Source organism: Gemella sp. 20925_1_85, assembly GCF_041433735.1.
GTDB lineage: Bacteria > Bacillota > Bacilli > Staphylococcales > Gemellaceae > Gemella.
On sequence record NZ_JAPWCC010000014.1, the window covers coordinates 25,412 to 52,100 of the forward strand.

Here is a 26,689-nt window from a genome sequence, read left to right on the forward strand (position 1 = left end):
TATAATTAATCTTAAGATGGCTTTTATTAATAAGTTAACCTTTCTCTACTGACTATTATTGACGTAGCCTTGATATTATTCTATAATTATTTATGTAGAAGAATACAAGGAGAATTTTATGAACAGAAATAATAAAACTATAATATCAATTGTTTCAGTAATCATTGCAGTAGTTATTTGTTTCTTCGGATATAATTTCTATCAAAAGAAACAGGCAGAAGTTGTTTCAGCAGAAAAATTAACTGCTATACATGAAGTCATAAAAAAATTCAATGACGGAAATGATAGAAATGAACGATTAAACTTATTAAAAGACACTCTTGACGAACAATCAAAATACAATTTAAATTCTTACAAAGATTCAAAAGTTCAAGATGAATATAAAAACAGCATAACTACAATGCGTACTTACTTCCAAAACGATTATGATAGCACTATTAAAACAAACACTCTATCAGATATCAGTACTGTATCCGATGAGAAAGTAATTTCAGATAATAAGACAAAATTAGATGAATTAACTAAAACAATAGATAAAGAAAAAGATATTACTTTTGAAACAGAGCAACAAGCACAAAACAAGCAAGCCGAAATAGAAAAACTTGTAAAAAAATACGAAGAACATATAAATGAACTAAAAGCCAAATCGAAAGATAGTAAAACAAATAAAGAGAATTCAGTAAAAAATAGTGAAGAAAAATCAGGAAAATCGAATGCGACACACTACGAAAATGAATATTTTAGCGTAGACGTACCACAAAAATGGGATAAAATATGGTCGTTATCTATGGATGTTGATTCTAGCAATTTAGGAACACCATCTCAACCTGCCATAATTTATTCATTTAAACATGATCCTGAAGGTAACGTCCCCTTTGGTGGAGCTCAGACAATCTACGTCTTCCCTGATGGAGTACCTAGTAAGAGCGAATCTTCACCAATGCTAAAAAAATAAGCTCAAATGTCTACTTAGGACCTGGAGCTGCTTCTGGTTTCTTCTCAACAGATGGAAGACCTGATAGAGCAACTATTAAAGTTAAATAATACAATAACACCTCAATCAAATTTAGATTGAGGTGTTTGTTTCTATGCAGTTTGAACATCAGCAACATAATATTTAGACTTACTGTGTCCACCTGTATAATTTTTATTATTAAGTTTTAATGTTATTGTTGAAATTTTTGTTTTCGTCATAGCATCTAGTACATCAATCTTTATGCTATCCCCTTCTGTTTTCCAGTTTTCTTTTTTATCTAATACCTGTGGATAATTGTGTCCTCTTTCAACAGATACGAATACAAGTGTATTATCTTCTTTGTAGTAGTTTATCTCGCTATCTTTAGGGAATGTAGTCGCAGCAGAAGACTTACCTTCAATCTCACTGAAAGCTGGACTTTGTAGTAACTCTAATGCTTCTTCTTTAGAGTATGTTTTATCAGAAAATTCATTAACTACATCTACGAAATCTTGTACCGAAACTTTCGCTAATGGTACTCCTTCTGGTGAATTAAATTTTGTAGATTTATCTTGAGTAATCCACGCTAATAAGTTTGTTTGTTCATTTAATTTTGATAAATCATTTCCAGAAATAGCTACTAAGTGAGCTAATTTCTCTGCAGCTGCTAAATCATGTTTAACTTCTGCTTTTTCCTTTGAAGCTGTTTCTTTATTCTCTGTATTTTCTTTTTTATTTTCTTTTTGCTCTGGGTTATTTTTTTGATCTGAAGTTTTTGAAGCCTCTTTCCCTGCACATCCTGTTATAGCTAGGGCACCTGCCGCAAGTAACATTAATAACTTTTTATTCATATACTCATCTCCTTTTTTTATTTATCTATATTATACCATATTTTAGTGATAAAAAAAGTAGTCCCTGAAACTTATAGATTTCAAAGACTACTGTATATATTATCTTAAACCTTTATCGTATGGAATACCAAGTGCTTCTGGAGTAGCAGTTTTCTTAGAAAATACGATAAGTGCAATAATTGTAGCTACGAATGGGAACATGTTCCAGAATGATACCGGAATTGGTAGGTCTGGTGCTAAGATAGAAACTTTCTCAGCGAATACTTTAGTTCCTCCGAAGAATAACGAAGCTAACGTGATTGTAATTGGGTTATATTTACCAAAGATTAATGCTGCTAATGCTAAGTATCCGAATCCGTATACTGTGATTGCTGCGTTGAATCCTTGAGAGAATGTAGTTGCAATGATAGCTCCAGCTAATCCTGCTAAACATCCTGAGATAAATACCCCAATGTAACGGTATTTAAATACGTTTAATCCAAGTGAATCACTCGCCTGTGGGTTTTCCCCTACAGAACGTAAACGTAATCCGAATGGACGTTTGTAAATTACATAATATGTTACAATTACTAGAATTACAGCTATAAATACTGTTGGGTAAATAGTAAATTTACCAAATACTGTATATCTTGGGAAACCACTTGCTAATAATAATTCATATGTACCATTAAAGTGGTTAACTAAGAATAACGCTATAGCTGGTGTAATTAAGTTAATCGCCGTACCTGAGATAACTTGGTCAGCTTTTAAGTTAATACTGATATATGCGTGGATTAATGACATTAAACCACCAGCAAGTGTTGCAACAACTAAACAAATTACTAATTGGAATAATGTTGGAGATCCATCGAACACTGATAATGCTAATAGTGATGCGACGAATGATCCGAAGATTACGAAACCGTCAAGGGCAATGTTAACAACCCCACTTTTTTCTGAATAGAAACCACCGATGGCAGCTATAAGAATAGGTGCAGTATATTGTAACATTGAGTCTAATAGTGATAATACTGTATCCATCTATTTGTCTCCTTTCTGTTTCTTACTACTAAATAATTTATCAAGCAACTTGTTATCAAAGATAGCTTTAGCTGCAACGAATAATACGATTAATCCGATTAAAATATTCGCGATATCTTTTGGAATACCGATGAATGATAATTGTGGAGTTAGTACTCCTAGGAATCCGAATAATAATGCTCCTAATAATGATCCTAACGCAGTGTTAGCTCCGATTAAAGCAACCGCGATTCCCATGTATCCAAATCCTTGGAATGTTGAACCTGCAACTACTTGTCCTACAGGTCCCATGTTGTAAAGTGCTCCACCTAGACCGGCGAAAGCTCCTGAAATAGCCATAGATAATACAGTGTTTCTGTTAACTTTCATACCTACGAATTTTGATGCATTCGGGTTAAATCCTACAGAACGTAATTCATAACCGAAAACTGTTTTTTCCATTACGATATAGAAAATAATAACACTAAAAATAGCTAAGAATAAATCTGTTCCTAAACGGTAGTTGTTGAAAATACCTTCTACTAAACTATTTTGTAAATACCCTGTTCCATCAGCTGAAACGATAGGTTTAGAAATGATATCGTTAGTCCCTTTAATATATTTAGGTACAGCAAATTGTACGAAATACAAAGCTGTGTAGTTTAACATGATTGTTACAACTACTTCACTGATATTGAATCTAGCTTTTAAGTAACCTGCAATAGCAGCCCAAAGACCACCTACTACAATCCCAACTAAAATACTAGTAATTAATACTAAATAGAAGTTCATACCTTCCATTTTAATCGCAACAAGTCCAGCGAAAAGTCCACCCATAATGAATTGACCTTCTGCACCAATGTTGAATAAACCTGTTCTAAATGCAAATGCAACAGATAATCCAGTACAAATAAGTGGAATTGTTGATACGAAAATTTCAGCTATACTGTTTGAGTCTGAGAAAATATCTCCAACTACTCCAAACACATCTCCTGGTGCTGCCCCTATCGCTGAAATAAGAATCGCCCCAATAATAAATGAAGCTAATATCGGTAGCACCGCATTAGTTAAAACTTTTTTTAACATACGTTCTCCTCTCTACTTCTTAACCCCTGCCATAAGCAGACCAAGTTGTTCTTTTGTTACATTTTCGTCATTATCAACGATATCAATAATGTTACCATTGTGAATAACTGCAATTCTATCAGATAATGTTAAGATTTCATCTAAGTCAAATGAAATTAAAAGTACACCATTACCTTTATCACGGTAGTCGATTAGCATTTTGTGAATACCATTAATAGCTCCAACATCAAGTCCACGAGTAGGTTGTGTTGTTACTAATAATTTCGGATGTAATTCTAATGCACGCCCGATAATAAGTTTTTGTTGGTTACCACCACTCATACTACGAGCCGAAATTTTCTCATCACCTGCTTTACGAACATCGTATTTTTCACAGATTTCTTTTGCAAATTTAGAAATAACATTTTTCTTCAAGAATCCACGGTTAGAGAATTTTTCTGTGTAATAATTTTCTAAAACTGAGTTTTCTTCAACACTAAAGTCCAGTACAAGACCATCTTTGTGTCTATCTTCTGCAATAATCTCAAGTCCAAGTTCTTTACGTTTTGCAGTAGATAATGAATTGATTTCTTTTCCGTCGAAAATAATTTTACCTTTTGTTTCTTTAAGTAAAGCATTTAGTACTTCCACAAATTGTTGTTGACCATTTCCATCAACCCCTGCGATACCTAGAATTTCACGTTCACGTACATTTAAGTTGAAATCGTGAAGGATATCTTTTTTCTCAGCAGTATCTGCATATACCCCTGAAACTTCAAGTATATTTTTCTTACCTTCTCTTGAACGCTCATATTTAATTATTTCTAGATCTTTACCAATCATAAGACTAGCAAGTTGTTCTTTTGTAGTTTCTGCTATTTCAACAGTTCCAAAGTACTCGCCACGGCGAATAATACTACAACGATTCGCAACAGCCATAATTTCGTTAAGTTTGTGAGTAATTAATAAAATAGTTTTTCCTTCTGCTTGAAGATTTTTAAGAATAGCTAAGAATTCTTTAATTTCAGCAGGAGTTAAAACTGCCGTAGGTTCGTCAAAAATTAAGATGTTTGCATCTCTATATAACATTTTTAGGATTTCTACCCTTTGTTGCATCCCGACACTAATATCCCCAACTAATGCTCTAGGATCAACTTCTAAACCATATTTTCTAGATAGTTCTGTAATCTTTTCAGCTGCTCTATCTAAATCAATTTTTCCACCTTTTACTTCTTCCATACCTAAAATAATATTTTCAGCAACAGTGAAGTTTTTAATAAGTTTGAAGTGTTGGTGTACCATACCAATCCCTAATTTATTCGCATGCTTAGGATCTTTAATATCAACTTCCGTACCATTCAACTTAATAACACCGGCTTCTTGATGGTACATACCAAAAAGAACCGACATCAACGTAGATTTTCCAGCACCATTTTCACCAAGTAAGGCATGAATTTCATTGTTCTTTACTTGAATAGTGATATCTTTATTTGCGTAGAAGTCGCCAAACTTTTTAGTTATGTTTAGCATTTCTATAGCGTACATATCTTTACCTCTCTTTTATATATTCTTACATACTATATATTATAATATATTTTGACAAAGTAGTATAGCTTTTTAAAGTATTTTTTTATTTATATTAAATATTAATTTACTACACAGTAAATTAATTAAAATCTATACTGTATTCGTTTTAACATTTTATAATATAATACGATTTTTCTAACTTAAATAATCATCAATACAATATAAATTTTTTAATACTATTTAAGAAATTTAATAATAATTATCATAAAAAAAGACCTAGCAAATGCTAGGCCTTTTTACTATAAACTTTTTAAAATTAAAGTTCTCCGTCGATATTAGCTTTATCAGCTACACCAGCTGCATCTGCTGCAACTGTTGCTTTTCCAGCTTTAAGATCTTCAACAACTGTTTTAATTTTACCTTTGATATCATCGCTTAAGTTAGGGTTTTCTGCTGGAAGTCCAACACCATCTTCTTTAATAGTGAAGACTTTAGCTGTTCCACCTTCAAATTTGTTAGCTTTGATAGCGTCTAAGATGTTAGCAACTGCTACGTCGATACGTTTAACAGCTGAAGTTAAGATAACTGATTTTTCAACATCTTTTCCATCTTTATCTTTAGCTTTGAATACACCTTCAGAATATTGGTCTTTATCTACACCAACGATCCAGTGTTTAACTTCTCCGCTTTCTTTAAGATCTTTAGTTGCTCTTTCTTGAGCTTCTTTAATAGATCCACTTCCAGTACCACCAGCTGCTACGAAGATTACGTCAGCACCAGCATCGTACATAGTTGCTGCTAAAGTTTTACCTTTGTTAGTGTCGTTGAATGAACCACTGTAGTTGTAAACAACTTTGATGTCTTTTTTAGCTGCTTTAGCACCTTGAACGAATCCAACACCAAATTTAACTACTGCAGGAATTTTAGCTCCACCAATGTATCCAACTTTACCAGTTTTTGATTGTAAAGCTGCTGCATATCCAGCTAAGTATCCAGCTTCGTGTTCTGAGAATGTTACAGAAGCAACGTTTTTGTTTTGAACTACACCATCGATGAAAATGAATTTTTTATCTGCAAATGAATCTGCAACTTTTGGTAATTCTTTTTCAAAGTAGAAACCAGCTAATGAAATTACGTCAGAAGCTTTTGCTGCATTTTGTAAGTTAGCTGCAATGTCACTTTGGTTTTTAGTTTCGATTGGGTTAAGTGCTTTTCCACCATTTTTTTCAGCCCAAGCTTTTACAGTTTCAACGTTACTTTGGTTAAAACTTTTATCTTTTGCTCCACCTTCGTCAGTTACAACACCGATTTTTAATCCAGAGTTGTTAGAAGATGAATTTCCGTTAGATGATTTAGAAGAACATCCAACAATAATTAATGCTGCTGATAAAACAACTGCTATTAACGAAAATACCTTTTTCATAAATAAAAAGTCTCCTTTATTTGTATATTGTTTATATCTAAATAATACCACATTATCTTTGAAACTTCAACGATTTATTTTTGAAATGTTAACATTTTTTTATAATGTTCGTTTTACAATTATAAAAAGCTATGAAAACAACATTCACAGCTTATATCATATCTATTCTGCTTCATTTCCATATAATTATTTTGAAATTATAAAGCATTTTCAAAACATTAATAACGTTTACAATTTAATACGAATTTTTATATGAAACGTATTATTACACATTAATTAAATAAAACAAAATAATACTACTAAAACAGGATTATCTATAAATTAAAAAATTACGAACTTTTAAATAACCTACACTTATAATAAACAATTATTACACACTAATGATTGTAGATAAATAAAAAAATCTCTATAAAACTTTAGGTTCTATAGAGATTCTAACACTAAATAATATTACAACTCACCGTCAATATTATTTTTATCACTTAATTTATCAGCTTCAGCCACAACTGTCTCTTTACCAGCTTTTAGCTCTGAAATTTTATTTTTGATTTTTGATTTAGTTTCATCATTTAAGTTAGGATTTTCTAAAGTTAATTCAATACCATCTTCTTTAATAGTGAAGATATGCTCTTTTCCACCTTCGAATTTACCTTCTTTGATACTGTCTAACACATTTTTCACTGCAACGTCTACACGTTTAATAACTGATGCTACAACAACTGATTTTTCAACATCTTTTCCATCTTTGTCCTTAGCTTTAAAGATTCCATCAGTATATTGGTCTTTATCAACACCTACGATCCAGTGTTTGATTTCTCCGCTTTCTTTTAGGTCTTGTGTAGCTCTTTCTTGCGCTTCTTTAATAGCTCCATTACCAGTTCCACCTGCTGCTACGAAGATTACATCAGCCCCTGTATCATACATAGTTGCTGCTATTGTTTTACCTTTATTTGTATCACTAAATGATCCGCTGTAGTTATACACTACTTTAATATCTTTATTTGCTGCTTTTGCACCTTGTACAAATCCAATTCCAAATCTTGCTACTGTAGGAATTTTTGCTCCACCGATAAATCCAACTTTACCAGTTTTAGATTGTAATGCTGCTGCATGCCCTGCTAAATATCCTGCTTCTTGTTCTGCAAAAGTAACAGAAGCTACGTTTGCTTTTTCTACTACTCCATCGATAAAAATATATTTTTTATCTGGGAAGGCATCTGCCATTTTTGGTAATTCTTTTTCAAAATAAAAACCTGCTAATGAAACTACATCAGCTGCTTTAGAAGCACTTTGCATATTAGCTGCTAAATCTGAATGATTTTTTGTTTCAACCGGAGTTAATGCTTTACCTCCATTTTTTTCTACCCATGAAGTTAACGCCTCTGCATTACTTTGGTTAAAGCTCTTATCTTTTGCTCCACCTTCATCAGTTACGACAACAACTTTTAAGTTAGACTTATTAGTTGAATTGTCTTTTGACGATTTAGACGAACATCCTGTAACAACTAAAATAGCAGATAATACTATCGCTACAAATAAAAATAATTTTCTCATATTAAATATTAATCTCCTTACGATTAAAAATTGTTTTTAAAAAAAGATAATATCATATATTTAATGACAAAGTCAAATCGGTATATAGCTCCATAATTCAATTCTAGTTAACGTTCGGATTTATTTGAAAGTGTTATCTTCCTTTATATTTTAAGATTTAAAAAGTTATACTGTTTTCGTCTATGTTTGTACACATTTTTTTATTCTACATAAAAATATTATCGCTTTTTTAAAAAATACAGTAACGTTCCCACCCACTATACTTTAGTACTTAGCAATCATTTAATGCCCAAAAATTTTACAACTACACATGAAATATTGAAATTTTTAAAGTTTTTTTGTTTTTTAAAAGTTCGTTTTAATGTCACTAAAAGGAACCATCAATAATGATGGTTCCTACTAATTAATATTTTTAAACAATCCCTATAATAATTTATACTATAGTTCCCCTTCGATATTCGTAGCTGCTCCTTTTGCTTTAAGTTCATCTCCAGTAGCTACTACTTCAGCTTTTCCTGATTTTAATTCTTCTACTGCTTTAGCAATTTTTGTTTTTGCTTCTTCGCTTAGGTTAGGATTTTCTTTTGGAATTCCTACCCCATTTTCTTTAATACCAAAGATATGCTCACCTTTAGTGAATTTACCTTCTTTGATTTCATTTAAGATTTTTGTTACAGCTACTTCGATATTTTTAACAGCAGAAGTTAAGATTGCAGATTTTTGATATTCTTTTCCATCTTTATCTTTCCCTTTAAAGATACCTTCTTCATATTGGTCTTTATCAACACCAACAACCCAGTGTTTAATCTCTCCACTCTTAGACATGTCGATTATTCCACGTTCTTTAGCTTCTGAAATTACACCGTTACCTGTATTCCCAGCAGCAACGAAAATTACATCTGCTCCTGAGTCATACATAGTAGCCGCTAATGTTTTCCCTTTATTTGTGTCTGAGAATGTTCCACTGTAATTATACATTACTTTAATATCACTTTTAGCTGCTTTTGCACCTTGTACGAATCCAATTCCAAATCGTTCTACTGGCGGAATTTTAGTTCCTCCGATAAATCCAACTTTTCCTGTTTTAGACTGTAAAGCTGCTGCATACCCTGCTAAATAACCTGCTTCTTGTTCTTTAAAAATTAATGAAGCAATATTTGGAGCATCTACAAAACTATCTACATACATGAATTTTTTATCTTTATATTGTTCTGCGGTTTTTGTAATTTCTTTTTCAAATTCAAATCCAGCTAAAGATACAATATCAGATACCTTCGCAGCATTTTGCAAGTTCGCAGCTAAGTCTGCTTGATTCTTCGTTTCAATAACAACTGGATCTTTTGCTCCATTTGCTTTTGCCCATGATTGAATCGCCTCTACATTAGCTTGGTTAAAACTCTTATCTTTTGCTCCACCTTCACCAGTTACAACACCAATCTTATAGGCATTCTTGCCATCAGATTTCGTATCGTTCTTAGCACTCTTTGAAGAACAACCAACAACAATTAATGATAATGCAACTAAAATTGCAAATATAGTACGTAATTTTTTCATAATCTCCTCCTAAAAATCTTTATGTACTAAGTTCATAATACAATATTTTTAAAACGCTTGCAAATATTTTTTTGAACTTTTTTAAAATTTTTTAACACAACTAAAAATTTGATTAAATAAATCATAGTACTTTAGTACCTATTAATATCCATTTTTCTATTTTAATAGCATCATTAAAAATAACATAAACGTATTTATATTAATAATACAAACGTTGATAATAATTAATATAAAATTATATATTTTCTGAATTTTTTATGCTATAATAACTTTGATAAAGCATTTTCAGGAGGAATTTATATTATGACATATTATCAAAATATTATTGAAACGGCAAACTATATCATAAAATATTTTGGAGAACAAATTGACTACGCTGTAGTTTTAGGAAGTGGAATTACATTAGAATTAGAGGATCAACAAGAACTTGGATACGAAGCTATTCCACTTTTCCCAGGAAATAAGCATGCTAATCGTGTTAAAGGACATGCAAATAAACTAACTTTCGGAAAGATTTCTGGAAAAAATGTATTAGTATTAAATGGACGTCTTCACTACTATGAAGGATACAGCATGAAAGATGTTGCCTTTATGACATACGTTGTTAAACACCTTGGAGTAAAAGGATTATTCATCACAAATGCTTGTGGCGCTATCAACACTAACTTCAGCGAAGGAGATATCGTTTGTCTTGATGACTTCATCTCTCTTGTAAGCAACAATCCATTAATGGGAGAAAACGAACCACGTCTTGGAGAAAGATTTGTTGATATGACTACTCCATTCGATCCATACTTAGTAGAAAACTTACATAAATCAGCTAAGAAATTAGATATTACATTACACACTGGTGTTTACGGATTCTTCCAAGGACCTTACTTCGAAACACGCGCAGAGATTCGTGCATTCAAAACTATGGGATGTGACCTTGTAGGTATGTCTACAGTGCCAGAAGTAATCGCTGCTAACCACGCATCACTTCCAGTTGCAGTATTAGCATGTGCTACTAATATGGCTACAGGTGTTCAAGAGAAAAAACACGATCACGAGCACGTTCTACAAACAGCACAAAAAATTAGTGTAAACCTGAAAAAACTTTTAATTGAAACATTAGAAAACTTAAAATAATAAGGAGTAAAAATTATGGAAAAAACTATTTTCGAAAAAATCATTGATGGAGAAATCCCAAGCTATAAAGTATATGAAGATGAGCATGTATACAGCTTTCTAGATGTGTTCCCTATTACAAAAGGACACACTTTAGTAATTCCTAAAAAACACAGCAGAAATATTTTTGATTGTGATCCTGAAACAGCAGCTAACATTGGACGAGTTCTTCCAAAAATTGCTAACGCTGTAAAAGAAGCGTATGGTTGTGACGGAGTAAATATCTTCCAAAACAACGAAGAATACGCTGGACAAAGTGTCTTCCACCTTCACTTCCACATCGTACCAAGATATAAAGATAAAGATGTAAACTTCGATAACTTAGAAGTTAAATGGCCGCCTCAAAAAGTTGAGCCTGCTGAATTCGAAGAAATTAGAAAAGCAATCGCTGATAGACTATAAAAATAAGAAACTAGGTAGCTATAAGTAGTTACCTAGTTTCTTATTATTCAGCAAATCCAGACTATACAAAAAATACGAACTCAAGCTTCTTATTCTGAATTCAAATTCTTACTATAAAAAAATCGAGGATGAGAATTTTTTCTCATACCTCGCATTCAATATTTATTATATTATTTTTTTCCTTCTTTTGAAGCGAATAAAGATACGATAGAATCTAGAGTTGTTTTTGGTTTTTCTTCTACAACTTCTTCTACCTCTTCTTTAACTTCTTCTGCTTTTTCAATTACTGGAGCTACCGCTTCATGAATTTCTTCAAATGTAGGTTCTACTTTTTCTTCATAGTGATCTACAACTGTTTCTTTTGCACTCTCTACAACTTCTTCTACTTTTGAGAAAGTAGGTTCTGCAGCTGGCGCAAGAGTTTCTTTTACTTCCTCAACTACTTCTTCTGCTTTCTCTACAGCAGGAGCCGCTACTTCTTCTACTTTTTCTACAACTGGAGCTGCTACTTCTTGTGCTTTTTCTACTACAGGTTCTGAAGCTTCTTTCACATCTTCTACTTTCTCAGTTACTTCTGCAACAACTTCTTCTTTAACCTCTTCGGCTTTTGCTCCTAATTCTACGAAGTTCTCTTCTACTTTTTCAAATTCTGCAGTCGCAGTTAATTCTTCTAGTTTTTCTTTAGCAAGATCTTGTTCTTCTTGTGTTTTTGCTTCTAATTCTTGAGTTTTTTCATTAATAATTGCTGTTAGTTTTTCAATACCATTTTTAGTATTTTCTTTCAGTAATTCTTTATGTTTTTCTAACTCCTTAGGATTTTTATAATAATAAGCTCCTAACGCACTCACTGCTCCTAATAAAGCACCTTTAAAAATTTTACCCATGTTTAATTTCCTCCTAAATTCTTATCAGTATTGATTTTATCAAAAAAATCAGATAATGTAAAGGATTTAAAGGATTTTATTTTTATAGATTAAGTTTTTATGCTAATCATATTAAAAGAGTATAGAAGCAACATTCAAAAATATACCACTGAATGTCGCTTCTATTAGAAATTATTTTTATTTTAAATGTTTAACCCTTGCTACAATTTCTTTGTGTCGTCCTTTAATCATAGGTCGTGCTTGAGGATTTCCTAAATAGCCACATGTTCTCTTCACAACATCACAGCTTTTCGGATCTCTATTTCCACATTCTGGGCATTTAAATCCTTTTTTAGTAGGTTCAAATTCTCCCTCATATCCACATTTATAACAACGGTCAATCGGTGTATTTGTTCCTAAGTATCCTACCTTGTCATAAGCAAAGTCCCATACCGCTTCTAATGCCTTTGGATTTTGTTTCAACACTGGATACTCACAATAATGTATGAATCCACCGCTAGCATAATATGGATAATCCTTTTCAAACTCTAACTTCTCAAAAGGTGTTGGATTTTTCCTTACATCATAATGATATGAATTCGTATAATATTCTTTGTCCGTTATATTTTCTACAATACCGAACTTCTCAGTATCCATACGGCAGAATCTATCAGTTAGCGATTCACTAGGAGTTGAGTAAATACTATACCAGTAATCTCCTTCCGCAGTCCATTTATCCACACATTCCTTCATATAACGCATAATATCTAAAGTGAATTCTTTCGCCTCAGGATTCTTCTCCCATTCTCCTCCATAAAAGACACTTGCCACTTCATATAAACCTATATATCCTAATGATAATGTAGAACGTTTATTGTCAAATAATTGTTTTACCCTATCTTCAGGTTTAAGTCGTTTACCGAAAGCTCCGTGCATATAAAGAATCGGTGCATTTTGAGGTTTAGCCTCTCCACAGCGTTTCGCTCTGTAATCTAGCGCATCTTTACAAATTTCTAATCTCTCTTTAAAGATGTTCCAAAACTCTTCTTTATCTCCTTTTGATTCTAGCGCTACTCTAGGAAGGTTTAATGTTACCACCCCTAGATTCATACGCCCACTCTCAACTAACTCACCTTGTTCATTTCTCCATGCAGGTAAAAATGATCTACACCCCATCGGAGTCTTACAACTACCAGTAATCTTCGTAATCGTATCATACATAAGTACATCTGGGTACATTCTTTGAGTCGCACATGATAATGCAAGTTGTTTAACATCATAGTTAGAATCTGTTGGTTTTAAATTCAGACCATCTTTAATAACAAAAATCAATTTAGGAAAAATAGCAGTTCTTTTCTCTTTTCCTAATCCTTCAATTCTCACATTTAGAATAGCTTTTTGAATCTCTTTTTCAAAGTACCCTTCACCTAAACCAAACCCTAGAGACGTAAATGGTGTTTGTCCTTGAGATGAATACAAAGTATTAATTTCATATTCTAAAGATTGCATTGCATCAAAGATATCTTTCTTAGTTTTCTTATCAGCAAATGCTTTTTGTTTTTCCTCATCATCAATCCACTCTTGAGCCATTTTTAAATTCTTTTCATAGTTCAATTGTGCAAACGGTGCAAGAACTTCGTCAATTCTATCAGCACTGCATCCACCATACTGACTTGAAGCAACATTAGCGATAATTTGAGCCATTTGAGCAGTCGCTGTTTGAATACTCTTCGGACTATCTACATCTGCATTCCCAATTTTAAAACCTTTTGTTAACATCTCTTTAAAGTCAATTAAACAACAGTTTGTTAAAGGTTGATAAGGTGAGTAATCTAAGTCATGATAATGAATATCTCCCTTTTGGTGCGCATTAGCAACATGTTTTGGTAACATTTTAAGCCCAATTGCTTTGGCTACAATACCACTAGTTAAATCACGATGCGTATTAAATACTAAACTATCTTTATTAGCATTTTCATTTACCACATTCTCATCACGATTCACCAATTTTTCTATCGCTACATTTATGTCAAGACTACGTTCACGCTCAATATCACGTATACTTCTATAGCCTACATACTCTTCATAAATCGCCTCTTCTCCTAAAGTAAGAAGAGTATGCTCAACAATATTTTGAAGTTCATAGATCTTGATATCCCCTTTAAATCTATTAGCAATCTCTAAAATAACATTGTCCACAATACCATTAATATTAACACTATGGTTTTTGCCAAAGACAGAATGTACAGCTTTTTCTATCGCATTATAGATTTTTTCGGCATCAAACTTTACTATGCGTCCATCCCTTTTTATAACTAGTAAATTTTTTGTTAAACTTTCTACTTTCGCTTTTGTATATGAATATAAATTATTATTTTGCATGTTATCCCTCATTTCTATATAATTTTAGATTCATAAAAACATCATAATACTATCTTATCTCAAAAAAATTCCCCTGTCTATAGTTTTCATTTCCGGGAAATTTAGAAACGTTGTAGGCTAGCCTTTCAGCTAAATTGTGAATTTTTTTAGCTCTTCTGTTTTTCTAAGAAAATTTCAAAAACGTTATTATATAAAGGTTTATAGAGGTTAACATATACTTCTGTAGCAATTTTTAAACAACTAAATCTATAATACAGTTCAACTTTTCCTAATACAACGGCAATTAAAAATGATATTCAAAAAGTTCACTTCAACCTAAAATATTTATTTTTTTACCACTTAAACTATATTTTAATATAGAGATTTATGATAAAATTATATTAAACAATAAAGTGAGATATGTATATGAAAAAAACACAAATTGAAAAACTAACAGATCAATTATTTTCTATGGAAAATGATAGTTCACTATTAATAAACGAATTAGAACCTTATGTAGAATTATTTATGCACTACGAATGTGCTATGCTTGAAATTGAAACAAAACTAAATGTATTCGATAAAGAATTTTCTCTTCACGGCGAGAGCAACCCTATCGAGTCCGTTAACACTAGACTGAAGACTCCAATGAGCTTAATGAACAAGCTTAAACGTTTGGACTTACCTTTTGACATAAATACAATAAAAGAGAACATCTATGATGTTGCGGGTGTTCGTGTTATATGCTCATTCAAAAACGATGTTTATAAACTTGTCGACGCACTAAAGCAACAAGATGATCTTACGGTTATAGCTGAGAAAGACTATATTACAAACCACAAAGAAAATGGCTATAGAAGTTATCACCTTATCGTTAAGGTACCAATCTTCTTATCAGATAAAGTCGAACATGTGGCTGTTGAAGTTCAATTTAGAACAATAGCTATGGATTTCTGGGCAAGCTTAGAACACAAGCTTAGATACAAGAAAAATCTAAGTGAAGAGAAAGAAAAAGAAATAGCGCGTCGTCTTCAACTCTGTGCGGAGATAAGTGCTAAACTAGATAACCAAATGCAAAAGGTTAAAGAAATAATAGAAGATGATTCACAATTCTTATAAAAAAAGCTTGGATATTAGACATAACTAATATCCAAGCTTTTTTGTATTATTATCAACTTATTTTTCTTTACTATGCTTTACAGAATAAGCAAAGTAAATTACTAAACCTACTAAAATCCAACATCCAAAAATAACCCATGTTGAAAATTGAATACCATATAATAGTACGATAAACAATAATATTGATACTATTGGTAAATAAGGCATCCCCGGCATAGTGAATCCACGTTTCACATTAGGATACTCTCTTCTAATGACAAACATTGAATAACTTACCAACATAAATGCTATGATGTAAGAGACATTAGCTAAATCCGCTAATTGACCTAACGGTAAGAAACCAGTTAAAATTGCCATTAATAAACCAACTCCAATTGTTGTTGGACCTGGAACGCCACCTTTATTTAACGACGATAATTTCTTTGGTAATAGACCATCTCTACTCATCGTGAATAATATCCTTACAGCAGCAAACATCGTTCCCAATGGTCCAGATAAAAGACCAATTACCGCTCCTAAAGAAACTATTCCAGCTACCTTATCTTGTCCAACTACTCCAAGAACATACGCTAGGGCATCACCTTTTCCTAATTGGCTAAATGGTACCATTCCCGTTATTACTAAACAAACAATTATATAAAATACCGTACAAATTAATAGTGTAATAATAATCGCTCTAGGTAATGCTTTTTGCGGGTTAACAGTCTCTTCTGCTGAAGTTGAGATAGTATCAAAACCTAAATACGCAAAGAACACTGTTGTCGCGCCTATCATTATTCCTGACATTCCTTGCGGTGCGAAATTATCCGTCCAATTCGTAGGAGTAACATAAAACATACCAACAAGAACGAATAGTAAAATAACAATAATCTTAATAGCAACCATTAAATTATTTACAAACTTACTACTATTTGTCCCTTTAAATAAGACTATCATTATTAGTAGAACTACAGTAATTGCTAAAATATTACCATATCCACCTTCACTTGGTAATGTTGTATATTCCTTCGGTAATATTATTCCAAACCCTTCTAATAAAGATTTAAAATAACTTGACCATCCATTAGCTATTGCCGCTCCCGCTATAATATAACTTCCAGCTAGAAGCCATCCCATACAATGCGCTACAACCTCACCTAAGGTAATATAACTATATGTATAAACACTACCACTTGATGGTATTGTAGAAGATAACTCTGCATAGCATAAAGCCGTAAGTCCACAAGCTAATCCCGCTATTAAAAATGAGAATATTACCGATGGTCCAGCTTTAGACGCTGCTTCACCTGTTAACACCAGTATACCTGAACCAATAACAGAACCTATACCAAGAAGTACTAGGTCCATAGTTCTTAACGTTGGCCTCAAGGTCTTCTTGCCACTCTCTCCAAGTACCCTTTCCAATGTTTTCTTTCTAAATATTTGCATTAATAAAAAATTCTCCTTTCATTAGAATCACTAATACATTCTAACAATCCTTCTCTTATTAAATCTAACAACAATCTATTATAACGTGAGAACCTAATTTAATCAAATTTTTCTTTTATCACAGTTTTTCAAATAATTAATACAACGATATTACTTTTATTGATTTGCAGAACTTTGTAACTTCATATTACTAACTACATAAAAAACCCTCTTTATTGGAAATAATTTTATCCAATAAAAAGGGTATTTATAAATTGTTTAAACCATATGGCTTTTCCTTCTCTAAGAAACCGTTATACCTGTTTCAAATTATGAAATAAGCCCTTCATTTTTAAGAATTTCTTCTGCTGAATCTTTCTTATCAGGATTTACTAAAACGATCGGTCCAGTACATCCCATTCCGCTCTCAGCATATATTCCATTTTTCCAAAGTAGCTTAGTTGCATCTTCAAGGTCTAGAATATCAATTCCAGAGATTTGCGCAGTAACTACTTCTTTTTCTGGCATTTTAACTTCTTCAGTTGTTGCTGAGCCTTCTTTTTTAACTTTCAATTTAGAAATGAATTCATCTAGTTTAGCTTTATTAGCTTTTTCAAATTCTTGTCTTGCTATTTGGTTTACTTTACCTTTTGCTACTTCATAAGCATATTTCAATGCATTGGCTACAACAGGTGAACCAGATGCTCTTGATAAGATTAAAATTCTTCTATCATAATCTTCTCCCACACCAGGTCCATATCCAAATCCACTAGCTTCATAATCTCCACCAGTAGTAAATGCTGAGAATACTTTCATGAATAAGTTACCAGTTAATGAATCAACAACCATAACATCTGGAGTTCCCATAAGCAAATCATTACCTCTCATTACAGAACCACCATCTGCTCTTTGAGATGTTGCAAATTCAAATTCATAACCATTTTCTTTAAGATCTAATAAAACTTTCTCAACTTGTCTAGCACCTTCAACATTCGCTATACCAACAGTAGGATTAGATTTTCCAAGTGATTTAGCAGTTGCAATACCATAAAGTGTATTTCTTACCATTGCTTCAACTCTGTTAGTAGCTGAAGTCCCTGTTGTTGTTGCAAGAAGCATTTCCGTACCTCTAGCAGGTGTAATAACTCTACCTACTGTAGATACACCGATAGGGAAATTATAATGCATAGTTACACAAGAAGCTATTTCCCCTTTATCTAATAGGTCTTCCATAATTTTGTGAGCTTCGTCTTCATCTTTAGCTTCATAAGATTCGAAATCTTCATGTCCCTTACCTATTAAAACTATGTCGAATACAGGATTTTTAGCTAATATTGCACCTTGTAGTATATTCTCGAAACCATGTTCACTTCCTAAAGTCGTTAAACCAACTTTTAATTTTTTACCAAAGTTACCTGTTTCAATGGCATTAGCTACTTCTAGCAATACTTCTGATATAACTTGTTTACTCATAGTATCACCCCTATTCTTCTAACATTTCTTGGGAAATTTTTCTCATTGATTCTGCTATAATTTTTCTGATTTCATCTTTAGAAATTCCTGCAGATTCTCCTTCTACAGCACCGTTATTTCTTTCAACTACAAAAGATACTCCATCAAATAAGTTTGTCATTCTTCCTAAGAATAGACTACCTTTACCTACGATCATAGCACGGTTTTTATCACCTTTTGTTAAGTCATCGATTAAGAATCCTACATAAGGTACTCCTGAAGGAATGTGTCCTTGTGTTGGAGCCCAACCAGGTAAACCTTTAGCTTCGATAAATGTTTTAAGTTCTTTTTTCTCAATATCTCCACGCATTGCTGCTAATGCCGCAATCATTTTATAGTTAGCTTCTGGAACATTACCTGCTCCAGCTGCTTTAGTGATGTCTGGGTTTTGCATTTCTACAGAGAACACATCAACATCTGTAATTTTCAATTTAGCTTTATCTAATGGATCAGCTACTAAAGCTCCCATTACAGCTTGTGGTGAAGATCCTGTTCCCACGTTGTGTTTTCCGACCATATCAGTTCTAATGATTGGATTTACTCCATCATTTTCACTAATAAGAACAGCGAATCCACCTAGAACATCTTCTAGAACTGGAAGACCTTTTTTAACGTGGTCTTTACCATTCATACCTAATTTAGCACTTGCTCCACCAGCAACTACTAATACATTTTTGTATACTCCAGCTTTTACTAAAGATGAAGCACTAATTAATGCGTGAGTTGGTGCAGCACAGAAACCTCTTAAGTCAGATCCAGTAGCATTTACTAGACCTACAACTTCTGCAATTGCTTTAGCAAAGTTACCACCACCACGTTGGTTGATATCTCCACAAGCTTCTTCAGAACATTCTACAACATAGTCAATATCTGCTGGGTTAACACCAGAATTACGTAATAATTCTAATGCTGCAATAACTCCTGACGCTTTAACAACTAAGTTTTCAAAGATAACGTGAGCATTTAAGTTCACATCAACATCATGAGCTTTTTTAACGAAACCAACTACTTTACCTTCATGAACTAAGTCTTCGAATGATTCTTCATTATCGCTTAAGTCAGATCCTTCTAATTTTTCGAATAAAGGAGCTAGCTCTTTGAAGTTTTCCTCTATTTTAGGACGAACGTCGGCTACAAACTCTTCTGATAGTTTAACTAAGTCAAAAGCATCACAAAGTTTCATCAATGCTATAAACTCATCTTGTGGGACAATTTGTCCAAATTTCCCGTGTCGTTGACCTTGTTCATCTTTAATATCATACCAAGGCATTGGATAAGCCTTTAATTCTTCAGGAGTTTTATTTCCGATATATACTTGGTTAGGTAAATAATTAACCACTTCTTCATATGTACGAATATGGTTATTTACTTCTTTTAAAAACTCTGAATCTGGATTTGTTACTCTCTCTACAGAAGCAGTCGATCCATTTCTTACTATCATATCTGGTGTGTGAACAAGAATGTATCCTGCTCCCTTAAATACTGGATAATTCATAGCTATATTGTGCTGAGGGTATAAATATACCCTCAGCTCCCCTTTCTTTCTTTATTATTCGAATACTGTTTGACCGTCAACTTCTACAGTTAAAGCATGTAATGCTTTTTCTACAAGTCCACGTCTTAATTTTTTCTCTTCATCCGCTTCTAATTTTGGATTTCCTAGTGGGTGAGGGATTGCGATAGTTGGAACGATTCTGTTAGCTCCAACTGTTAGAGAAATCGGTACTACTGTACACATGTGAACCACAGGTATACCCGCTCTCTCAATTTCTTTTACCATCGTTGCACCGCAACGAGTACAAGTTCCTCAAGTAGAAGTTAAGATAACAGCATCTACTCCGTCGGCTACTAATTTTTGTGCATATTCTTTAGCGAATCCTACAGCACTAGCTACGGCAGTACCGTTACCTACTGTAGTATAGAATTTTTCGTGTAAGCTTCCAACTTTACCTTCTTTAACGAATTCTCTCATTACGTCTACAGGTAATACACGGTCAGCATCTTCGTTAGCGTATACTGGGTCGTATCCACCGTGAGCTGTTTCGTGAGTTGCATCAGTTAAATCAGTGAATCCTTCTAATGAATATTCACCATATTTAGATGCTGAAGATGATTCAATGTGGTCTGGGTTTCCTTTTGGAACAATACCACCAGAAGTAACTAAAGCGATTTTAGCTTTGCTTAAATCTTTAACAGCTGGGTTTGGCTCAACTCTGTCAAAGTTAGGCATTGGATATTCTGTTTCGAATTCTTCACCTTTAATTTTCTTAACAAGCATTTCAACAGCACGTTCTGATCCACGTTTATCGCTGAAGAAGTTAACACGGATTCCTCTTTCATGGTATCCTTCTTCTTTTGGAGAAAGGATTTCTTCACCTTTAGCTAATTTTGCTGCAAATTTAGCTAATTTTGGTAAAGCTTTTCTCATACCAGCTGCACTGTCAGCTGTTTCAAGAATATAAACTTCTTTTCTGAACATGTCTGTTCCTGGGTTTTCTACGTACATTGCAGTTACAGCTGGAATTTGTAATTCGTCTTGAACAGCTTTAGTAATTGTACCAGCTGCTACCCCGTAACGCCCTGCATTGAATGCTGGACCAGCGATGAATAATTGTGGTTCGCATCCTTTAATCATTTCTAAAAGTTCTGCTTGAACTTTTTCTAAGTTTTCGTTGAAGTAGCTATCACCACATACTACAGTTGCTACTACTTCAAAATCTTCTCCCAATTGCCCTTGTAACTGAACACTAATCGGTGGTAATTCAGTTCTTAATTCTGGTGCAATGTGGGCTTGTTCTTCTCCACCTACTCCAGCGAAGAATTGGTTTATATAATGTACTACTCTTATTTTAGACATTTTTATTTCCCCCTATAACTATTATTTAGATCTTTAATTACTCTCCACGAACGTCTTTCATTTCGCTTGCGATTTCATCAATATCTAATACCATTTCCATCATTCCAACTTGATCTTCATAGATAGCTTCATCTATTTGAGATTTAATTTCTTCTTCTACAATGTGATATACAGCAAGATTTAATGCTACACCTGCAAGTGGCCCTGCAAATGTTGGGTCCCCTGCTGTTACTGTTTCAGCTGCTAGACCAGCAGCTTCGGCTTCAGATGCACCTAGTAAAACAACAACGTTTTCGTTACCGAATTTTTCGGCAGCTTCTTTAACACGTTTTTGGTTTTCTAAGTCCATAGCCCCTGCGGCTGTTCAGACGAAACATTCAGTAGATGAGAATACTACTTCTACTCCTTCAATTGGTTTTACACACTCTTCAATAGCTAATCCTGGGATACCATCACGGTCACCAATGATAACTACTTTTTTATTAATAAGACTTACCATTATCTTATTTCCTCCTTGTTAAAATCTATAACATTTATTTTTATTTTGCTTACTAGAAAGTTTTAGTACTTAAGTAACCGAAACCTGTTTCGTTAGTAGCACCTGTAATAGCTTGAATTTCAACTTCGATAGTTCCATCTTCTCTTAATGAGTCTTGGTTACCACCAGCGATTACGTTTACTACATCGATGTGTCCGATAACTTTATCTAATTTTGGTAATACAACCACTTGGTTAGCGTTACCTCCAGTTACTACTGCATCAGCAGCTACGTCAGCATCAGCTAAACTTTGGCTGGCTCCGTCACGTCCTGCATATTCATCAGTTACGATAACTGTTTTAACTTTTTCAGCTTCAATTTTTTTACAGTTCATGATTAAGTCAGTATCTGGGTTACCGAATCCTTCTTGAGATACGATTACAGCATCTAAGTTTAAGTAACGGCAAAGTTTTGCAGTCCAGTTAGATGAACGTTCTTTATCCATTAAGTAAACATTTTCGTTAGTGATGATTACACCTAAGAAGTTAATTTCTTTACCATGTTTTTTGTATAAATCTTCAATAACACCATTGTTTAAGTGTACATATGTTGGGTTTTTATCACATGCTGATACACAGTTACCACTTACGATAGCACCATCCATAATTTCTGTTGGATATAGAATAGTTGGTACTATTTGTTTAGCATCAACACCATATACATAAGTATCGTGTAATAAACCTTGAGTTTGAAGCATGTATACATATCCTACTTTTGGTAAATCTGGATATTCAGCAATTTGTTCTAATAAAGGTTTAGTTTCAAATACTTCTACTTCTTCTGGTTCTAATGAACGAGCTAATTCTGCAATGTAACGAGCAGCTTTGAATCCGATATAGCGAACTGCTTTTTCGTGTTCGTGTTGTTTAACTCCTTCTTTAGGTTCAGCAATAACGATTAAGTTATTTGTTTTAGAGAATGGAGTATAGTCAGCTCCAACTCCAGTCATATCGATAATACCTTCTTGGAATCCTACAATTTTACCTGTAGTTACTACAGCCATACCTTTAAGTGCAATTGTACGACCTTCACCTACAGTATCTACTTTTGAAAGGATACCTGGGAAAATTCCTCCACGACCTTCAACTTTAACACGAGGTTCAATTACATCCTTAACTGGTGTAATACGAACACTCTCACCTGGACGAGCAATATCTAAATCAACAGATTCAATTACATCATCCTCGAAAACAGCTTTTACAAGCTCTTCTTTATTTACATATAATACGTTTGCCTCGATTTTTGATTCTGCAGCAAATTGTATATCTTTAATATGGATCTTTCCTAATTCAAGACGCATACCTAATACCTCCCCATTGAGTTTATTTTTTTTATAAATATTTGTTAATCATAGCTTCTATATTTGGAACAGTAGCATCGTCTTTAGTTACTTCTTCGACTTTGTTTCCGTCTTTATATATGGCTATTGTTGGTAACCCTAAAACTTTTTGTTTGATTGCAAGTCTTCTTGCTTTTGTTGTATCTAGAGCAGCAAACTTAAGTTTGTCTCCGTATTTGTCTGCTAATTCATGTACACTTGGCATAAGTGCTTTACATGGTTCACATCCTTGGCTCCAAAAGTCTACTAGCACGTATCCTTCTGCTTCCAATACTTCACTCTCAAAGTTTTCTTTGTTTAGTTCTAACATTGTCTTTGTCTCCTTTTATTTATTTTTAAATTTTATTCAAATTTCTCAGCAATATATTTTTCTGCAGTGATTGCTGCTACAGCACCATCACATACAGCTGTTACTACTTGACGGATTTCTTTTTGACGACAGTCACCAGCTACGTACACACCTTCAACACTTGTTTTAGTGTCTTCTCCAGCTTTAACATAACCACCTTCTGTAAGTTCAACTTTTCCCTCAAATAATTTAGTTTGTGGAACATATCCGATAAAGAAGAATAATCCCATAGTTCCATCTTCTTCGTCTGCTTCTACCACATATTCTTCACCTGTAGCTACATTTTTCAATTTAATAGCTTCTAGAATTCCATCACCAATTGCTTCAAGAACAACTGTTTCAGTTCTAATTTCGATTTGTGGGTGATTTCTTGCTTTTTCAGCTGTAATTCTTTCACAGTGAATATCTTCTTCAAAGTGAATGATTGTTACTTTACGAGCAAATTTAGTTAAGAATAGAGCTTCTTCTACAGCACTGTTTCCTCCCCCAACTACGAACACTTCAAGTCCATCGAAGAAGTCACCATCACAAGTAGCACAGTAAGAAATACCTTTACTTTCTAATTCTCTAACTCCTGGAATATCTAATTTTCTTGGAGATGCTCCAGTTGCAATTACTACCGCTTTAGCTGTGTAATCACCGCTTGTACAAGTAACTACTTTTTCGTCCCCTTCAAGTTCAACATTTAGTACTTCTTCTTGTTTGAACTCAGTACCAAAACTTTTCGCTTGTTCTGCCATTCTCGCTGTTAAACGTGGTCCAGTTGGATCTTCAATCGCACCAGGATAGTTTTCAATCATGTGAGTGATTGCAGCTTGTCCTCCATTTTTTGATTTTTCTAGAACCAAAACGTTTAATTTAGCACGTGAAGCATATAACGCAGCTGATAACCCTGCAGGTCCAGAACCAATAATAATTACATCATAATTTCTACTCATAATTATTCTCCTTTATTTATTTTTTTATAAAATTCTATTTATCGCATTTAATAATAAATCGTGATCAATAACACTAAAGTCATCTTTTACTCTATCCGTCCACTGAGGAACTTCTTTATTTTTTCTAAATTTTTCAAAAGTTCCTACGGCTTCAGAAATTAAGTTTATAGAAGCAACATCTAGTTCATTACTTTTCTTAATAACTACAGATCTGTAAATTGTTTCATTTGGTTTAACACTTCCGTATAGAGGATGTGTGACAACTTCCCAATTTACATGTACATAGTCCCTAACTTTTTTTAATACATCTAGATAATCTATATCATGATATTCAACTTCTATATCTTTAAATTTTTCATTTGAAAATCTTGGATTGTTTGTTATCAATTTCATAGCATCCCACCTAAAATAAAAACAACACAAAGAAAGCTAGTTAGCTCTCTCTCTGTTGACTTGCTTCAGAGTCCTGTCATAGTACAGTCTTTTTACCTGAGAATTTCATTAACATTCGCTAAATGTTAACTTGTACCTTCGGTGTCCATTGTCCTCTCCCGTACTAATCATACAGTTATCTTTTTCATACCCTTATTTTATACTATTTCTCTAACAAATGAAACCCTTTTTTTATCTGATGTATGCGCTCTAAATAAATATATTAGCATATGTTATTTCTGAAATCAGCATTAAATCCAACTAAAATGTGTTATATAACTAATTTCAAACTTAAGACATGGAAATATTTTTGTTTTTTCTTGGTTATAGTTTTATAAATTAAGATATTACTTATACTTGAAAACTCTACTGCAAAGCTTTTGAAAATAAAGAAAATGACTTATCTATAAAAAAATATTAGATTTTTTCTATTAATTTCAATATGTAGTTATCTATTTTCATTGAAATATACAATATTTTTCGTTATACTTAATCATACATCCATCTAGTTTAAGGAGGTATAATATGAATAATACACAAAAGAGTTTAATAGCTATTCTTATTTGTTATTTTTCATGGGGATTATTTCCCATATATTTTAAATTACTAAAAGAAATAGGTGCATATGAAGTTCTTGCGATGAGGATTATATGTTCTTTTGTTTTTATGATTATTGTAGTCGCAATTGCAAAAAATAAAAAATCTATTTTAAATGAAATAACTACTCTCTGGAAAGATAAAAAGAGTGTCTTACTATTAGTACTAGCATCATTTTTAATAACATTAAACTGGCTTACATATATAATTGCGGTAAACACTAACCACGTACTAGAGGCAAGTTTTGGATATTACTTAAATCCAATTGTTACAATTATACTAGCAGTAGTATTTTTAAAAGAGAAGTTAACACGTACACAAACAATAGCGTGTCTATGCGTTGGAGGTTCTTTAATATACCTATTTATTTCGCTCGGATCTCTTCCTTGGATTTCTATATTACTAGCACTAAGTTTTGGACTTTATAGCTTATGTAAAAAGAAAATTGTCCTTAGTCCAAAAGCAAGCTTACTAATAGAAACAGCAATAGTTTCTCCTATCGCACTTATTTACATGGGATATCTTTCATCGAATAACTCAATTACATTCTATTCTTTTGGAACAGATACATTAATATACTTATTATTATCTGGTGTAATTACTGCAGTTCCACTTATGTTATTTGCTAAAGGAGCCACAGCAATACCTTTATACATTCTAGGTATTCTTCAATATCTACCTCCTACTATGCAATTCTTCATAGGAATTTTTGTATATAGAGAAGTATTAAGCGTTCAAAAACTAATATCATTCTCAATAATTTGGGTCGCTGTAGCAGTATTCTGTTATTCAGCAGTTATCTCAATGAAAAAACAAAACTTAATCAATGAGAGTCACAAAAAATAAAAAAGAACTTATCCATATTTTTTCATGGATAAGT

23 protein-coding genes and 1 riboswitch are annotated in these 26,689 nt (G+C 32.9%); of the genes, 5 read left to right on the plus strand and 18 right to left on the minus strand.

Annotated features, from left to right (window positions below; all coding sequences use genetic code 11):
* The first annotated feature begins 118 nt into the window (after positions 1–118).
* On the plus strand, positions 119–955 hold the full coding sequence (locus tag O3884_RS05560; protein ID WP_371452289.1) for a hypothetical protein: 837 nt from the start codon (positions 119–121) through the stop codon (positions 953–955).
* A 131-nt stretch (positions 956–1,086) separates the two neighbouring features.
* On the opposite strand, the gene O3884_RS05565 is transcribed toward O3884_RS05560, so the two are convergent.
* The 7 genes from O3884_RS05565 to O3884_RS05595 form a co-directional block, all read right to left on the minus strand.
* Positions 1,087–1,806, minus strand: a complete 720-nt coding sequence (locus O3884_RS05565) for a hypothetical protein (protein WP_371452291.1) — start codon at positions 1,804–1,806, stop codon at positions 1,087–1,089.
* Positions 1,807–1,905: 99 nt separating this feature from the next.
* A complete protein-coding gene (locus O3884_RS05570) occupies positions 1,906–2,826 on the minus strand; it encodes an ABC transporter permease (RefSeq protein ID WP_299324669.1) in 921 nt (306 codons plus the stop codon).
* Positions 2,827–3,891, minus strand: a complete 1,065-nt coding sequence (locus O3884_RS05575) for an ABC transporter permease (protein WP_060914648.1) — start codon at positions 3,889–3,891, stop codon at positions 2,827–2,829. It lies immediately after the preceding gene.
* A gap of 12 nt (positions 3,892–3,903) precedes the next feature.
* A complete protein-coding gene (locus O3884_RS05580) occupies positions 3,904–5,415 on the minus strand; it encodes an ABC transporter ATP-binding protein (RefSeq protein WP_371452292.1) in 1,512 nt (503 codons plus the stop codon).
* A gap of 298 nt (positions 5,416–5,713) precedes the next feature.
* On the minus strand, positions 5,714–6,820 hold the full coding sequence (locus O3884_RS05585; RefSeq protein WP_371452293.1) for a BMP family lipoprotein: 1,107 nt from the start codon (positions 6,818–6,820) through the stop codon (positions 5,714–5,716).
* A 450-nt stretch (positions 6,821–7,270) separates the two neighbouring features.
* Positions 7,271–8,374, minus strand: a complete 1,104-nt coding sequence (locus tag O3884_RS05590; protein WP_371452295.1) for a BMP family lipoprotein — start codon at positions 8,372–8,374, stop codon at positions 7,271–7,273.
* 438 nt (positions 8,375–8,812) lie between these two features.
* Positions 8,813–9,928, minus strand: coding sequence for a BMP family lipoprotein (locus tag O3884_RS05595; RefSeq protein ID WP_371452297.1), 1,116 nt, complete (start codon positions 9,926–9,928; stop codon positions 8,813–8,815).
* A gap of 303 nt (positions 9,929–10,231) precedes the next feature.
* Here O3884_RS05595 and O3884_RS05600 point away from each other — a divergent pair, with 303 nt between their 5' ends.
* Positions 10,232–11,056 (plus strand): purine-nucleoside phosphorylase, encoded by an 825-nt coding sequence (locus O3884_RS05600; protein WP_371452299.1) that lies wholly within the window; start codon positions 10,232–10,234, stop codon positions 11,054–11,056.
* A 15-nt stretch (positions 11,057–11,071) separates the two neighbouring features.
* On the plus strand, positions 11,072–11,497 hold the full coding sequence (locus O3884_RS05605) for an HIT family protein (RefSeq protein ID WP_299323444.1): 426 nt from the start codon (positions 11,072–11,074) through the stop codon (positions 11,495–11,497).
* A 170-nt stretch (positions 11,498–11,667) separates the two neighbouring features.
* Here the strand turns inward: O3884_RS05605 and O3884_RS05610 are convergent, their stop codons facing one another.
* Together O3884_RS05610 and nrdD are read right to left on the minus strand one after the other, a co-directional pair.
* Entirely contained in the window at positions 11,668–12,381 is a 714-nt protein-coding gene (locus O3884_RS05610; protein ID WP_371452301.1) for a hypothetical protein, read from the minus strand.
* A gap of 177 nt (positions 12,382–12,558) precedes the next feature.
* Positions 12,559–14,742 carry an anaerobic ribonucleoside-triphosphate reductase gene (gene nrdD / locus O3884_RS05615; protein ID WP_371452303.1) on the minus strand — a complete coding sequence of 728 codons (2,184 nt, stop codon included), beginning with the start codon at positions 14,740–14,742 and terminating at the stop codon, positions 12,559–12,561.
* Between the two features lie 405 nt (positions 14,743–15,147).
* Here nrdD and O3884_RS05620 point away from each other — a divergent pair, with 405 nt between their 5' ends.
* Positions 15,148–15,840 (plus strand): GTP pyrophosphokinase, encoded by a 693-nt coding sequence (locus tag O3884_RS05620; RefSeq protein ID WP_371452304.1) that lies wholly within the window; start codon positions 15,148–15,150, stop codon positions 15,838–15,840.
* Positions 15,841–15,897: 57 nt separating this feature from the next.
* On the opposite strand, the gene O3884_RS05625 is transcribed toward O3884_RS05620, so the two are convergent.
* The 9 genes from O3884_RS05625 to O3884_RS05665 all read right to left on the minus strand — a co-directional run bounded on the left by O3884_RS05625 (position 15,898) and on the right by O3884_RS05665 (position 25,173).
* Positions 15,898–17,268 (minus strand): APC family permease, encoded by a 1,371-nt coding sequence (locus O3884_RS05625; RefSeq protein WP_371452306.1) that lies wholly within the window; start codon positions 17,266–17,268, stop codon positions 15,898–15,900.
* A gap of 309 nt (positions 17,269–17,577) precedes the next feature.
* Positions 17,578–18,720 (minus strand): glycine/sarcosine/betaine reductase complex component C subunit alpha, encoded by a 1,143-nt coding sequence (gene grdD / locus O3884_RS05630; protein ID WP_371452307.1) that lies wholly within the window; start codon positions 18,718–18,720, stop codon positions 17,578–17,580.
* 10 nt (positions 18,721–18,730) lie between these two features.
* Positions 18,731–20,254 carry a glycine/sarcosine/betaine reductase complex component C subunit beta gene (gene grdC, locus O3884_RS05635; RefSeq protein ID WP_371452308.1) on the minus strand — a complete coding sequence of 508 codons (1,524 nt, stop codon included), beginning with the start codon at positions 20,252–20,254 and terminating at the stop codon, positions 18,731–18,733.
* A 54-nt stretch (positions 20,255–20,308) separates the two neighbouring features.
* The gene (grdB, locus tag O3884_RS05640; protein WP_371452310.1) at positions 20,309–21,616 is read right to left on the minus strand and encodes a glycine reductase complex selenoprotein B; all 1,308 of its coding nucleotides are present in this window, start codon (positions 21,614–21,616) and stop codon (positions 20,309–20,311) included.
* Between the two features lie 37 nt (positions 21,617–21,653).
* Entirely contained in the window at positions 21,654–22,115 is a 462-nt protein-coding gene (gene grdA / locus O3884_RS05645; protein ID WP_371452312.1) for a glycine/sarcosine/betaine reductase complex selenoprotein A, read from the minus strand.
* 52 nt (positions 22,116–22,167) lie between these two features.
* Positions 22,168–23,454 carry a glycine/sarcosine/betaine reductase component B subunit gene (locus tag O3884_RS05650; RefSeq protein ID WP_371452314.1) on the minus strand — a complete coding sequence of 429 codons (1,287 nt, stop codon included), beginning with the start codon at positions 23,452–23,454 and terminating at the stop codon, positions 22,168–22,170.
* A 31-nt stretch (positions 23,455–23,485) separates the two neighbouring features.
* Positions 23,486–23,803, minus strand: coding sequence for a thioredoxin TrxA (trxA, locus tag O3884_RS05655; RefSeq protein WP_060914663.1), 318 nt, complete (start codon positions 23,801–23,803; stop codon positions 23,486–23,488).
* Positions 23,804–23,835: 32 nt separating this feature from the next.
* The gene (locus O3884_RS05660; protein ID WP_294683669.1) at positions 23,836–24,780 is read right to left on the minus strand and encodes an NAD(P)/FAD-dependent oxidoreductase; all 945 of its coding nucleotides are present in this window, start codon (positions 24,778–24,780) and stop codon (positions 23,836–23,838) included.
* A 24-nt stretch (positions 24,781–24,804) separates the two neighbouring features.
* On the minus strand, positions 24,805–25,173 hold the full coding sequence (locus O3884_RS05665; RefSeq protein WP_371452317.1) for a GrdX family protein: 369 nt from the start codon (positions 25,171–25,173) through the stop codon (positions 24,805–24,807).
* 74 nt (positions 25,174–25,247) lie between these two features.
* Positions 25,248–25,344: riboswitch (glycine riboswitch) on the minus strand.
* Positions 25,345–25,737: 393 nt separating this feature from the next.
* Between O3884_RS05665 and rarD the strand changes: the two genes are divergently transcribed.
* Complete coding sequence (rarD, locus tag O3884_RS05670) at positions 25,738–26,655, plus strand: EamA family transporter RarD (protein WP_371452318.1); 918 nt, start codon at positions 25,738–25,740, stop codon at positions 26,653–26,655.
* Positions 26,656–26,689: the final 34 nt, after the last annotated feature.

Bases quoted from the DNA above. Each gene is read 5' to 3' on its own strand.
- O3884_RS05560 (WP_371452289.1), top strand. From the start codon at position 119: ATGAACAGAAATAATAAAACTATAATATCAATTGTTTCAGTAATCATT.
- O3884_RS05565 (WP_371452291.1), bottom strand. From the start codon at position 1,806: ATGAATAAAAAGTTATTAATGTTACTTGCGGCAGGTGCCCTAGCTATA.
- O3884_RS05570 (WP_299324669.1), bottom strand. From the start codon at position 2,826: ATGGATACAGTATTATCACTATTAGACTCAATGTTACAATATACTGCA.
- O3884_RS05575 (WP_060914648.1), bottom strand. From the start codon at position 3,891: ATGTTAAAAAAAGTTTTAACTAATGCGGTGCTACCGATATTAGCTTCA.
- O3884_RS05580 (WP_371452292.1), bottom strand. From the start codon at position 5,415: ATGTACGCTATAGAAATGCTAAACATAACTAAAAAGTTTGGCGACTTC.
- O3884_RS05585 (WP_371452293.1), bottom strand. From the start codon at position 6,820: ATGAAAAAGGTATTTTCGTTAATAGCAGTTGTTTTATCAGCAGCATTA.
- O3884_RS05590 (WP_371452295.1), bottom strand. From the start codon at position 8,374: ATGAGAAAATTATTTTTATTTGTAGCGATAGTATTATCTGCTATTTTA.
- O3884_RS05595 (WP_371452297.1), bottom strand. From the start codon at position 9,928: ATGAAAAAATTACGTACTATATTTGCAATTTTAGTTGCATTATCATTA.
- O3884_RS05600 (WP_371452299.1), top strand. From the start codon at position 10,232: ATGACATATTATCAAAATATTATTGAAACGGCAAACTATATCATAAAA.
- O3884_RS05605 (WP_299323444.1), top strand. From the start codon at position 11,072: ATGGAAAAAACTATTTTCGAAAAAATCATTGATGGAGAAATCCCAAGC.
- O3884_RS05610 (WP_371452301.1), bottom strand. From the start codon at position 12,381: ATGGGTAAAATTTTTAAAGGTGCTTTATTAGGAGCAGTGAGTGCGTTA.
- nrdD (WP_371452303.1), bottom strand. From the start codon at position 14,742: ATGCAAAATAATAATTTATATTCATATACAAAAGCGAAAGTAGAAAGT.
- O3884_RS05620 (WP_371452304.1), top strand. From the start codon at position 15,148: ATGAAAAAAACACAAATTGAAAAACTAACAGATCAATTATTTTCTATG.
- O3884_RS05625 (WP_371452306.1), bottom strand. From the start codon at position 17,268: ATGCAAATATTTAGAAAGAAAACATTGGAAAGGGTACTTGGAGAGAGT.
- grdD (WP_371452307.1), bottom strand. From the start codon at position 18,720: ATGAGTAAACAAGTTATATCAGAAGTATTGCTAGAAGTAGCTAATGCC.
- grdC (WP_371452308.1), bottom strand. From the start codon at position 20,254: ATGAATTATCCAGTATTTAAGGGAGCAGGATACATTCTTGTTCACACA.
- O3884_RS05650 (WP_371452314.1), bottom strand. From the start codon at position 23,454: ATGCGTCTTGAATTAGGAAAGATCCATATTAAAGATATACAATTTGCT.
- trxA (WP_060914663.1), bottom strand. From the start codon at position 23,803: ATGTTAGAACTAAACAAAGAAAACTTTGAGAGTGAAGTATTGGAAGCA.
- O3884_RS05660 (WP_294683669.1), bottom strand. From the start codon at position 24,780: ATGAGTAGAAATTATGATGTAATTATTATTGGTTCTGGACCTGCAGGG.
- O3884_RS05665 (WP_371452317.1), bottom strand. From the start codon at position 25,173: ATGAAATTGATAACAAACAATCCAAGATTTTCAAATGAAAAATTTAAA.
- rarD (WP_371452318.1), top strand. From the start codon at position 25,738: ATGAATAATACACAAAAGAGTTTAATAGCTATTCTTATTTGTTATTTT.